Origin of the sequence: Ferroacidibacillus organovorans (genome assembly GCF_001516615.1) — a bacterium.
In the GTDB taxonomy this organism is placed as follows: domain Bacteria; phylum Bacillota; class Bacilli; order Alicyclobacillales; family SLC66; genus Ferroacidibacillus; species Ferroacidibacillus ferrooxidans_B.
On record NZ_LPVJ01000069.1, the window covers coordinates 1 to 11,920 of the forward strand.

Annotated in this window: 13 protein-coding genes; 1 reads left to right on the plus strand and 12 read right to left on the minus strand. The window is 53.2% G+C overall.

Going from position 1 to position 11,920, the window contains the following annotated elements; all coding sequences use genetic code 11:
• Window positions 1–260: 260 nt before the first annotated feature.
• The 3 genes from ATW55_RS13885 to ATW55_RS13895 all read right to left on the minus strand — a co-directional run bounded on the left by ATW55_RS13885 (window position 261) and on the right by ATW55_RS13895 (window position 4,406).
• Window positions 261–488 carry a hypothetical protein gene (locus ATW55_RS13885; RefSeq protein WP_067719154.1) on the minus strand — a complete coding sequence of 76 codons (228 nt, stop codon included), beginning with the start codon at window positions 486–488 and terminating at the stop codon, window positions 261–263.
• 176 nt (window positions 489–664) lie between these two features.
• Window positions 665–2,299, minus strand: a complete 1,635-nt coding sequence (locus tag ATW55_RS13890) for a hypothetical protein (protein WP_067719160.1) — start codon at window positions 2,297–2,299, stop codon at window positions 665–667.
• A 151-nt stretch (window positions 2,300–2,450) separates the two neighbouring features.
• On the minus strand, window positions 2,451–4,406 hold the full coding sequence (locus tag ATW55_RS13895) for a DUF4855 domain-containing protein (RefSeq protein WP_067719165.1): 1,956 nt from the start codon (window positions 4,404–4,406) through the stop codon (window positions 2,451–2,453).
• A 235-nt stretch (window positions 4,407–4,641) separates the two neighbouring features.
• Here ATW55_RS13895 and ATW55_RS13900 point away from each other — a divergent pair, with 235 nt between their 5' ends.
• The gene (locus ATW55_RS13900) at window positions 4,642–5,367 is read left to right on the plus strand and encodes a sulfotransferase family protein (protein WP_067719169.1); all 726 of its coding nucleotides are present in this window, start codon (window positions 4,642–4,644) and stop codon (window positions 5,365–5,367) included.
• A gap of 16 nt (window positions 5,368–5,383) precedes the next feature.
• On the opposite strand, the gene ATW55_RS13905 is transcribed toward ATW55_RS13900, so the two are convergent.
• From ATW55_RS13905 to rfbD, 9 genes are all read right to left on the minus strand, one after another.
• Window positions 5,384–5,794 (minus strand): type II toxin-antitoxin system HicB family antitoxin, encoded by a 411-nt coding sequence (locus ATW55_RS13905; RefSeq protein ID WP_067719171.1) that lies wholly within the window; start codon window positions 5,792–5,794, stop codon window positions 5,384–5,386.
• A 60-nt stretch (window positions 5,795–5,854) separates the two neighbouring features.
• Entirely contained in the window at window positions 5,855–6,064 is a 210-nt protein-coding gene (locus ATW55_RS13910; RefSeq protein ID WP_419185656.1) for a type II toxin-antitoxin system HicA family toxin, read from the minus strand.
• A 186-nt stretch (window positions 6,065–6,250) separates the two neighbouring features.
• A complete protein-coding gene (locus ATW55_RS13915; protein ID WP_235587145.1) occupies window positions 6,251–6,424 on the minus strand; it encodes a hypothetical protein in 174 nt (57 codons plus the stop codon).
• A 192-nt stretch (window positions 6,425–6,616) separates the two neighbouring features.
• Window positions 6,617–6,973 (minus strand): hypothetical protein, encoded by a 357-nt coding sequence (locus tag ATW55_RS13920; RefSeq protein WP_153005174.1) that lies wholly within the window; start codon window positions 6,971–6,973, stop codon window positions 6,617–6,619.
• Window positions 6,970–7,656, minus strand: a complete 687-nt coding sequence (gene dcd / locus ATW55_RS13925) for a dCTP deaminase (RefSeq protein WP_067719179.1) — start codon at window positions 7,654–7,656, stop codon at window positions 6,970–6,972. The genes ATW55_RS13920 and dcd overlap by 4 nt, the downstream gene beginning before the upstream one ends.
• A gap of 111 nt (window positions 7,657–7,767) precedes the next feature.
• The gene (gene rfbC / locus ATW55_RS13930) at window positions 7,768–8,307 is read right to left on the minus strand and encodes a dTDP-4-dehydrorhamnose 3,5-epimerase (protein ID WP_067719182.1); all 540 of its coding nucleotides are present in this window, start codon (window positions 8,305–8,307) and stop codon (window positions 7,768–7,770) included.
• Window positions 8,304–9,278: a dTDP-glucose 4,6-dehydratase gene (rfbB, locus tag ATW55_RS13935; RefSeq protein ID WP_067719185.1), complete on the minus strand. Its 975-nt coding sequence runs from the start codon at window positions 9,276–9,278 to the stop codon at window positions 8,304–8,306. The genes rfbC and rfbB overlap by 4 nt, the downstream gene beginning before the upstream one ends.
• A 68-nt stretch (window positions 9,279–9,346) precedes the next feature.
• The gene (locus ATW55_RS13940; protein ID WP_067719189.1) at window positions 9,347–10,411 is read right to left on the minus strand and encodes a glucose-1-phosphate thymidylyltransferase; all 1,065 of its coding nucleotides are present in this window, start codon (window positions 10,409–10,411) and stop codon (window positions 9,347–9,349) included.
• Window positions 10,408–11,271: a dTDP-4-dehydrorhamnose reductase gene (gene rfbD / locus ATW55_RS13945; RefSeq protein ID WP_067719193.1), complete on the minus strand. Its 864-nt coding sequence runs from the start codon at window positions 11,269–11,271 to the stop codon at window positions 10,408–10,410. The genes ATW55_RS13940 and rfbD overlap by 4 nt, the downstream gene beginning before the upstream one ends.
• Window positions 11,272–11,920: the final 649 nt, after the last annotated feature.

Consider the following 11,920-nt stretch of genomic DNA (forward strand, 5'->3'; position numbering starts at 1 on the left):
CGGAGTGTCGTAATGGATACTCCTAACACCTTCGACGCTTCGCCTATCGTCACTAATCTATCCATATTGATAGTATAAAGATAGTTTTAATAAGATTCAACAATTACTGTTCAACCCCTTAGCTTTTACGAACAAGGAACTTGAGGAGCGTCTTGGCATCGTTGACGAAATCCTGCGGACGGGAATCGAAGTTCATGATTTGATGTAATGTTGTGCATATTTTTGGTGTAGTTCGACACTCTCGCAGTATGAGAGGATGGTTAGCCATGAAAAGGAACGACCTTTTGCTGTCCAATGTCATCGCGAATAACCTCATATTTTGATCCATCTGGGTATTCTCGAATCATTTTTTGATTTACCTCATACACGATAAATGTCCCGGATATTTTCGCTTTAAACCTCGCTAAGTCAACGACCTTTTTTAACATTTCATTTAATTCATCAACATTAGGCACATTCGAAGAATGATTCATTCCGTACGCTCCCATCGCTCACTCCCCCTATTTCTATCCCCGTTTCAAATCGCTATACCCATTATGGCAATCATACAATAAAAAGTCCCTACACATGAGAAAAAGAGGCCCCCGAGCGATCTCGGGAGCCTCTTCTTGTAATACGCACTGCCATGCATGCTCACACGCGCGCGTTCGCGCGTCTGCTTTCTTTAATAGCTGAACTGAGCGGTAGAGCTAGACAGGTTGTTGTTCGTCGCAACGACCGTGTCAAGCAGATCGCCGTCACCGTCCGCCGTCGCACTCGCCGTGTAGGTCACCGTCGCTTGACCTTGCGCATTCGTCACGGCGCTTCCCGAAGACAGGCTGCCTGCCGCCTCGGTCAGTTCATTGCTCGCTTCCGTGGTCGATCCAACCGCCTGATGCACCGCAAAGTTGATCGTCTGTCCGGAGACTGGGTTGCCATACGCGTCAAGCAGTTGATACGTGATGGTCTGCGCGTTGTTCGCCTGGACAGACTCCGTCGTCGTGTCATTGCTTCGAAGGATCGCAGGAGCGCCCGCCGTCACACTCGCGACATCCGCCGCCGTGCTGATCGTGCTGCCTGCCGCGACCACCGCGACCGCGCCGTTGGTAACGGCTGACGTCGGTGTCAGGGAAACTGCGTATTGGCCGCTCAGATTCGTCGTGCCCGTCGCCGTGATCCCGTCAAACGTCACAACCACAGGCGCATTGGCAACTACCCCGCCGTTTGCGTCATAGACCGTCCCAGTGACATCCATCGCTTGACCCGCCGTCACCGTTCCGGTTGAGAGCGTCACCGTGCTGCCAGACGTCGCGGTGGTCGTGCCTGTCGTGGTACCCGTCGTAGTCGTGGTGCCCGTTGTCGTTCCGGTCGTGGCCGTTCCCGACTGCCCCGCATACATTGCAAGCTGCATGTCGATCCGCTCTAACATGCGCACATCATTGATGCTGACGCTGCTGTATTCGCGAAGAACGCCATACGCCTCGTGCAGATCGCCCCGCGAGTAGCCACCCGCCTGCAGACGCGCCATCACGTCTTTAAGATTTGAAAGCACCCGGACATACTGATCCTGTACGTTCTGCAGACGCTGCGCATCCGCCTGGAGCGTTCCCGAGTTATCCTGGTTATCTTCCGATTGCACCATATCGTGGAGCTGGTTTGCCAAGTGCTCCAACTGTTGTACATCCGCCGCAAGCGCCTGCGGGTTCGTCTCCGTGCTGATCTGCGTCGCCAACTGTTGAATCTGCTGGTTGATCGTGAGTTCCGACGCAGTTGCCGCTACGGTCGCCGAAGCGCTCACCGTCGCCGAGATGCTCTGAAGTTCAGCCTGAACCTTCTGTATTTCTGCCGTCACGATCGGATCATAGTAGTTTTCCGCCCGCTGCATCAGGCTGACCAGCACCGTCGCGTCATACCGTCCAAACCTGCCGCCCCAGTGGTTGTCCCCGCCATGCTTTGGCGCCTTGCCATCTTCCACCCAAGCAAGTCCACCCGCACCAAGGTTTACAGGTGGCGGTGTCGGGCCTACCGGCGGCGTCGGACCCACAGGCGGTACTTGCCCTGCTGGTGGTGTCGGCGGTGTGGGGAGCGTCGGCAGCGTCAGCCAGCCGCTTCCATAAAAGCCCCCGCCAAAGTTGCCATTTCCATGATCATGTCCGTCGCCGTGATCTTTCTTTGATTTGTGGTGATCCATAAACTTTGTAGCGTGAGACTGAACCGTATGTTTTTCTTTCGCAAATGCCGCCGTCGGTACTGCGACCATTCCGAGTACGAGCGTTGCCGCACTCAAACCAGATGCCAATTTGCCAAATCGTTGATTCATTGGTGACACTCCCTCAGATAAGATTCTTGGACTCTCTCAAGCCTCTACCATTTGCTTTCGTGGCACCTCTATCCTTTTTTGGGGGTCGCTCCGCACCTGTGGGAAATTTATGCGTATCTCGCAATGCACCGACCGCCGAAAACGGGAGACCTCAGTTCACCTGCACCCCATTGGATTGATTGGCGAGAAACGCGTACGTCTGATCGTAGAGCGCGCGCACCGCCGGATTCGTCGAGTAGGCCGCCTGCGTCAACACCTTCGATCCCGCATACATGGCATGCGACACTGAGCCTGTCGCCCCCGCCTGCTGGAACTGATGGAGACTGGAGAGATAGAGATTCCGATAGAGGGGGCTGATCAAGGCCGCCGTCGGCAATTCAAGCTCCACACCCATCCCGTTGTCTTTGGCGAGTTGCACCGTATTGGCAACCCGACCCGCCGGTGCCGCCTTGCCTTGAATCGCATAGTTTGGCTGAATCCACGCTGCGTTAATGCCTAGACTCTGCCAGTCCTCAATCCCCCCCGCGTCATAAAAGGGAATCCAAAAGAGCGGATAGCCCGCCTTGTGCACCATCTGGCTCGTGCCCTGAATCAGACTCACTTCACCTGGGAACGTATAGTGCACCGTCTCGTCGTTCAAATAGAATCCGGCAAGCGACAGGTTGCTGAATCCAGCCTGCTTCCACTTCGCAAGAAACGTGTTCAGATACCACTGGATCGCCGTCAGGCGACTCGCGACACTGCCTGGATCAGACGCCGTCGGCTTAAACGAGAGGATCTGTCCGCCCAAAAGCCCCCACGCTCCAGAATGGTATGACGGGTACGGCAGCGCGATCACCACTTTTTCTTTTGGGTATGGATTGTATCCAAACTTGTTCATACCTTGATCGGTCTTTGCCATCGCCTGGTTGAGCGCGCTCAACTGCTCATTTTGGGCGAACAGATTGTTGAGATAGCTCAGCCACGCCTGCTGGTTCTGCGCGAGCGTGTACGGAAGGAAGAGCACCGTGTCAAACAGCCGCCCGCCGATCTGACCGTTTTGCAGCAGGTACGATGTGACAGGCAGGAAATCTTTCGCCGTCCACGTTCCCATCTGGCCATAGCTTCCGCTGTACGCGAGCATCATGTTGCGAATCCCCGCAGAGCGCGGATCAAAAATGGTCATCATCTGGGTAAACGGCTTCGGCACTTGCGGAAGATTCGGCAGCGATTGCGACGTGGGGACGGAGAAGTCACTCCCCCAGATCCCGAGATTGCGTGTGAACACCCAATTGGTCACGGGGAACACGATGCGAAACTCACTCGCCTGCAAGTCATGCGTCTGCACGGCGAACCACTGCGTCGAGTTGCCGCTCGCACTCTGTGGAATCTTGGTCGGCACGGAGCCGAGCATGTACCACTTGCCGTATAGATTGACCTCGAAGTCGACGTGGGACGGGTAGAAAATGCCCGCTTTCGGATCTTGTTCCATCTGGATCGACAGGCCATTGATCGTATGCAGATAATAGAGGTTCACCGTGATCGTGCGGCCCTCTTGATTGAGAAAGCCGTGCCAGTGCGGATTGCCAAGCAGCTTCGCGTCGTAGCGTTTCTCAAGCTTCTGAAACTGTGCGTCGGCCGGGCCGTTTGACGTCCAGGACACGGAGCCAACGTGCGCGAAATTGACGAGTGGCGCCGCACCCGTGGCGGAGTCCTGTGCACCTGGGAGAAGCGGCGCGCCTGTGACCGGATTGACGGGCGTGGACGGTGTGGGTGTCACCGGGCTTGTGCTCGTTTGCGCGGGTGTCGAAGTCGACGGCGCGGGTGCACTCGTCTGCGTTGTCGACGGCACAGTCGTCTGCGTACTCGACGGCGGCGGTGCAGAGGTAGACGTCCCTGTGCCGCTGCTCGATGTCCCCCCACTGCCAGACGAGGTTGTCGTCCCTGTCGGCGCGATCGTCGGGGCTGGCGCGCCTGTGGCCGTTCCGTAGGTGGCGGACGTCACAGAGGGAGAAGACGCAGAGGAATTGGCAAACGCGTTTTGCGATTGCATGGAGACGAGCGGGAGCGCGGATGCGAGCGAAAGCGCGATGGACAGTGATGTAACCGTACGTTTATTTCGATGCATGAAATATCCTCCGTGTTTATGCTTTGGTTGAACATACCAAAAGGGAACACTACGCTTATGAAAAGACGATGAAAATCCTCAGTAGGTTTCAAGGCTTAGAAAATTTTAATCTTTTTTAAAGCTTCCAGGTTTAGGATAAACTTGCAGGATCAGGATGGGTTTGCAGGTATAGGAAGGGATTTATCACGCAGCCGCGCAAGTTCGCAGTTGCGTGATGAGGGGAAGGAAAGCGCAGATGCCAAACGCCAAACGAAAACTCATACTCATTCTCGGGATGCACCGCAGCGGGACGTCGGTGCTCACCCACATGATTCACAGACTCGGCGTGCCCCTCGGCGTGACACTGCGCGCGACACCCGACAACCCGGACGGCTACTTTGAGAATGAGAACCTGGTGATCGTGCAGGAGAGTCTTTTGCACGCGCTTGGGCGCACCTGGCACAGCACGGAACCCATGCCGGACGCGTGGCGGGAGACAGACATAGCGAACGAAGCCCTGGAGATCATGACAAAGCTCGTCGCGTATGAGTTTCAAAACACCGACGTGTTCGCCTTCAAAGATCCGCGCACATGCCTGCTGCTGCCGCTGTGGGCGCATCTGATTGAGTCGCTCGATCTCGACGCGCGCTACGTCGTCATGACCCGCAACCCCCACGAAGTCGCCGCATCCCTCGCCGCGCGCGACGGATTCACACAGGAGAAATCCCTCGCCCTCTGGCAGTTACACATGAACGCGATCCACGCTCACCTCGCCCTTGTCTGGCAAACGCGCGCCGATCAAGGTAAGACCGCTCAGAGCGAGGCCACGGTCATTGCGTATGACGCATTGCTCGACGATCCGCTGCGTACCTTGCATAAGCTATCTGTTGCACTCGAACTCTCCCCTGCGAGCGAAGAACAGTTGAGAAGCGCCGCCAGCGTTGTAAAGAGGGACATGCGGCATCACACGATTGCGAAATAGATAAACCACTTATCTTTCAGTTTTTATCCGCGACACCGAGGTAGCGCTTAAGCGCATCCTGAAGCAGATGAGAGAAATTCACATGCTGATCGACCGCTAGGTCATCCAACCACTTCGGGATGGTCAATGTTTTCTTGACGGCCTTCTTCTCTATTTCGTCCCGAAAAGGTGGCATCCATGCTTCAACGAGCACGATCGCCTGATTCTCGGCAACTTGCAGCTTGTTAATGGGTGTTGCTTCCGGAATTGCATCGCAATCTTGTTCCATTCCGTACAGGTGGAGTGCCATCGCTTCGCGCGCATTTTTCATTGCATCCTCCGTGCTCTGTGCGCATGGCAAACAGCCGGGGAGATCTGGAAACCGGATGGAAATACCATCATCTGCATAATCAAAAATGGCTGGATACACGTAGCGGTCTTTCGTCACGCGTTATCATCTCCTATGCACTTTCTGCCGGACTGCGCGTATTCGATGGTATTGAAAGTCTTATTGAGGTATGGGCAATTTCGCCTGCTTAAATAGGCTTCGAACCGTCCCGAGAGGTACATCTTTCACAGGATGAGTGATGGTAACTTTTCCGGGTTTTGTTGGATGTTTGTACTGGTGGTGGTCGCCAACTGCTCTGACGAAATACCATCCGTCCGCTTCGATGATCTTTATAAGCTCTCTGGACGAATAGCTTTTCATCGTCTCCATCGCCCCTGACTCTCATTATAACACGTGTAATTGAACGTATCAATTGATGGTTGGACACTATAAGAAGATGAAATCCAATACGCACCAAATCCCATTTCAATGGCGCTAAAAATAAAATCCGTAATGATGATCCGGGTCTAAACCCAAGGTGAGATTTACTTTTGGAACGCCCCAAACACCACCGAATCAATTTTCTTGCGAATAAGCCCCTCTAAAACCCACGCGTGAAACGATTTCCATAACCATTTTTGTCTTTCCCGTATGATACACGAAATTTTCATTTTTGGATTTTAGAAGTTCTCTCGTAGCTTCATGCGGGTCAGGTATAGGTCGAATGACCGCCATTTCATCCACATTCAACTTATTGCCATCCTGATGCGACTTTAACGCCTGTACGAGCACAAACTGATTTGGGAATAACTCGCGAACCTCAGACCACAACATGAGCGATCACCTCCCGTTTCATTCGTTATCGCTATTGTACCATTTCGATCCTACGCGTAAAACGAGACCCATCGATCCATGTCAGCGACCCCTTCACAAAATAACAGCTTATTGATCAGCAAAAAATAAGAACAACGCATTGACGATCAACATCGCAATGATCATACCAATCACCATCGACCAATTGGTCATGTTTACGGCATATCCGATGATCGTTGTGAGGATCAGGCCAGCGGCTGAAAATGAGAAATTGAGGATGCGTCTTCTTTTTTTCTTGGAAGAGTTCTCTTCAATTTCCTCTAAAAAAGTGTCAAGAATACGATTGACTTCGCGATTGATACTGCCATCTGCGCGTTTATTATCTAAAATTTTAGACAACTGATCGTCACTGAATTCTTTCACTGGGAACTCACTACGAAGCTGGTCTTCAACATGTCGAGTTACAATATCCCTCAAATCACTCACAAGAATAAATCCTGTTCATTTCGAATGGTATCGGCAAGTCGTTTTGCGGATTCACGAATATGCCCCATTAAATGATCTCCCAGTGCTTTGGCCATATCATCAGACACACGCGAGATACCTTTTTGTTTTAAAAATTCCTGGATATCTCGATCCAAGTGTAACTTTGAAATGCTAACATCCTTGGCGTCCATATACTTACCATCTTGTTTCTCATAGGGTTTTAAGGGAATAGACGACAACGCAAAGAATCCGATCTGACAAATCTTGATACCTGGCGTCAGCCTGATCGGTACAGCGGAGTGGTTTATCGCCAGAAGACTGATATTTCCGCGATATCCTGGATTGAGATAATGTGCTGGACTAATCATAAGGCCCAGTGATTTGATACTATATCGTTCATAAACACGCGCACTTAGCGTCTCTGGAACGTTAATAAATTCATAGGTTTGTATCAAAACAGACTCTCCTGGTTTCAGGAAAAAGTCATTCTCAGAAAGATCGATCTCCAAATAATCATCTTCGAAAACTTCTTTTCCGAGGATGATCGATTCATTCGAATTGTACTTTCGAATCGTCTGCCCTAGCCTTAGATTGATCGTTGCACCTTCAAAATCATTAGGATCAAACGGAGTGATAAGCTCATGCGTAAGCGCCAGTTTTTGTAAATCACGATCACTGAGCAAGCTATCCCCTCCCATTTGATCACTTCAAACTCATTTTCCCACAGAGCGTCCTGAGTGACAATAAACAAATGGAGCGATTATGATCTCATTGTATTTTTGTCCGTGACATCCTTACAACGATCTCAACATCGGCAACGTCGCATCCTTCGCAGACAGCACAGCTTCTGCCTCCGTCACGGGCCAGTCGATCCCAATCGCCGGGTCGTTCCAGCGAATGCCGCGATCGTGTGCCGAAGAATAGTAGGCGTCGACCTTGTAGTGGATCTGCGTGTTCGGTTCGAGCGAGCAGAAACCGTGCGCGAACCCTTTCGGGATCAAGATCTGCTGTCGGTTCTCCGCGCTCAAGGTCACACCGACCCATTTGCCAAACGTCGGCGAGTCGCGGCGAATGTCCACAGCTACATCATACACAGAGCCTGTCAGCACTCTCAAAAGCTTCGTCTGGGCCATCGGCTCTTTCTGGTAGTGGAGCCCTCGCACCGTGCCTTTTTGCGCGGAGAGCGAGTGATTGTCCTGCACGAATTCGATGTCGATTCCGCGCGCCAAAAGAATGTCTCTGCGATAGCTCTCCATGAAGAATCCGCGCGCGTCGCCGTGCGCCGTTGGCGTAATCAAAAAGACGCCTGGCAGTCCTAGCGGTTCCACCTTTATCGCTCATCACTCCTCGCGCTCGACGTGGCGTAATGCTCGACATACCACGCGATCGTCGACAGAATTCCCTGCTCAAACGTCACGTCAGGCACCCAGCCAAACACATCCTGCATCTTCTTTGCGTCAATCGCATAGCGGCGGTCATGCCCCAGACGGTCGTCCACATACGAGATCAGAGTCTCCGGCTTCCCCAGCGTCTTTAGGATCAATCTAGCGATCTCAATATTTTTCCACTCATTGTGTCCACCCACGTTATACACCTGACCGACCGTCCCTTCACGCAGCACAAGGTCAATCGCGCGACAGTGATCCTCCACAAACAGCCAATCGCGCACATTCAGCCCGTCGCCATAGATCGGCAGAGGTTCATCTCGCAGTGCCTTGCGTATCAGCGTAGGGATCAGCTTCTCGTCATGCTGGTACGGTCCGTAGTTGTTCGAGCATCGCGTGATCAGCGTCGGCAGGCCAAACGTCTCGTGATACGCGCGCACCATCAAATCGGCGCCCGCCTTGCTCGCCGAGTATGGACTGTTCGCGGCAAGCGGCGTCTCCTCCGTGAAATACCCTTTTGCGCCAAGCGTCCCGTAGACTTCATCCGTCGAAACTTGCAGATAACGCTTCACGCCATGCTGTCTCGCCGCATCCAGCAGCACCTGCGTCCCCAGCACGTTCGTCTTTACGAAAATCCCCGGATCGGCGATGCTGCGATCGACGTGCGATTCAGCGGCAAAGTTGACCACTCCGTCCACCTGCTGCATCAGGCGATCAACAAGCACCGCGTCCGTGATGTCTCCCTGCACAAACGTATAGCGCGGATGACCGTCGAAAGAACGCAATGCCTCGCGATTGGCCGCATACGTAAGCGCGTCAAGGTTTACAATGTGCAGATCCGAATGCGTCTCAAGCATCATGCGAATAAAATGACAACCAATAAAGCCTGCGCCACCTGTCACCAACAGTCGCGAAACCATGCCATCCCCCGTTTCCAAGTCTACGCTTATGCATCTCTCAGCACGCGTCGCTCTACAGCGTATTCTCCCTACTGCACTTCGGCGCGGCTGTTATCCCCGAGCACAAACGTCAGTGCCTTCGGCCGTTCAATCACCTTGGAGATGTGAACGTTCTTCCCGATCAGGCTGCTGTCGATCCTTGTCGGAATATGCTCGATCACCGTATCTTGCAGGATGATGCTGTTTTCAAGTTCGCTTCCTTCGATACGCACACCCTCGCTGATGCTCGTAAACGGCCCAATATACGAATTTCTGATCACCGCGTTTGCCCCGATCACGACAGGGCCGCGAATCACACTGTTCTCAATCACCGCGCCCGACGCGATGCATGCGCGACCGATCACCTGCGAATGTTGATCGACCGTTCCGTCACACGAAGGCATAATGTTCTCGACCATCATGCGGTTTGCCTCAAGCATATCTTCCGGCTTTCCCGTGTCTTTCCACCAACCATCGATGATGTGCGCCTCGACGCGGTATCCGTGATCGATCAGGTGCTGGATCGCATCGGTGATCTCAAGTTCTCCGCGCGCCGACGGCGCGATCTCGTTGACCGCGCGAAAGATCGAGCGGTCAAACAAATACACACCCACCAGCGCCAGGTCGCTCGGCGGAACCTTCGGCTTCTCGATCAGTCGCGTGACCTGACCGCCTTGAATCTCTGCCACGCCAAACCTTTGTGGATTAGGTACGCGACTCAGCAGAATCATTCCGTTTGGCTTGCTCGTCTGAAACTGCTCGGAAAACGCGCGCACCCCGTCACGCACCAAATTGTCCCCGAGAAACATGAGGAAATCGTCCGCGCCGATAAACGATTCCGCGATCTTGACCGCGTGCGCAAGCCCGAGCGGCGCTTCCTGCGGAATGTAGGTGATCTTTACACCAAACGCTTGTCCATCTCCTACCACGCGCTCAATCTCGGCCCCCGTATCCCCGACGATCATGCCGATCTCCGTGATGCCAGCCTCGCGGATCGCTTCAATCGCATAAAACAAGATCGGTTTGTTGGCTACAGGGATCAGTTGCTTTGCGCCCGTGTACGTGAGCGGTCGCAAGCGCGACCCTGTACCTCCACTTAGAATCAACGCCTTCACGAGGTGTGATCTCCTCCCTGAATCTCGCCAGTCTCCTGCAGATAGGCAACGAGCGCCTCTCGGTAGTGACGCAGTGGCTCATGGCCGCTGAGTCGCCACATCATGTTATCCATCACCGAATACGCCGGACGTTTTGCGGGGCGCGAAAATTCGCGCGTCTTGATCGCCTGGAGGTTTACATCAACGCCCGCCAGCGTAAAAATATCCACCGCAAACGCGTGCCACGAACAGGCGCCTTGATTGGACAGATGGTAAACGCCGTACTGCGGCGTCTCGACCAGCGCGCGAATCGCCTGCGCCAAATCGACCGTATACGTCGGACTCCCCACCTGGTCGTCCACGACGCGCGCCGCACCCTGTTCTCTCCCAATTTTCAACATCGTTTTCACGAAATTCGGGCCGTGTTTTCCATAAAGCCAAGACGTTCGCACAATATAATGTTTTTTACATAAACTTCTCACGAGCCGTTCCCCGGCGAGCTTGCTCCGGCCATACTCCCCGATTGGTCCCGTTTCGTCTTCCTCACGATACGGACGGTCACTGACCCCTGGAAACACATAATCCGTGCTCACATGAACCAACTGCGCACCGATCTGCTCTGCGGCGACTGCCACATTGCGCGCGCCGACCGCATTGACTGCGTACGCCTGATCGATCTCCGTCTCACAGCGATCCACATTCGTGTACGCCGCCGCGTTGAGAATTACGTCCGGACGATGCATCTGAACCGCCTCGCGCACCGCAAGCTCCTGCGTGATATCCAGTTCATTGCGCGTGAGCGCAATGCAGGGCGTGTCTGCAAACGCCTTCTGCAAATCCGTGCCAAGCATGCCGCCCGCACCTGTGATCAGTACATTCACGCCATCACCACGTCCCAGTCATTCACAATGTTGACTTTATCATACTCCTACTGCACACAAAAGAAACTCATGGCATATCCTCATATGCTTCTCTTTTAAAATGTTAAGCTTGCGCTGAGGCGATGGATTTCAAATTCCTTCGGACGAAAGAAAGTGTCGTGTTGGATAGAAATAGGGCGAGCGTGGTATGTCCTTGTCGAAAACGACGTGCCGCTTACGCTGATGACAAACAAAACATCTTGGTTTCTATCGACCTCTAATGCAATGATGCGGGCAGGATCCATTTTCTGTTCGCGTATTTGGACAACGAAGCTGTCATTTTTGTGTTTTTCGAACAACAACTTAGGCCGTAAGCTTTTTGACGCTATGCTTTAGCAGTAATATACGGTGTCAGAGCGATTGACCGAAGTTCTCAAGATGCTGCAACTCATCTTTGACAGTACCCCAGTCACGGCGCGGGTTTGTAGGCTCTATTTTGCCCTACAACACAAATAACCCCGTTCTCACAGGGCTACATTCGCTTGATCGGATCTTATTTTGCGTCGGCTTGGGTATCGCGAAGATAGATCGTTTTTGCAGGAAGTGGAATTTGTAGCATCTTGAGTACTTCGGCCAATCGCTCTGACGCCGGAGGCACGCTCAGGAATTC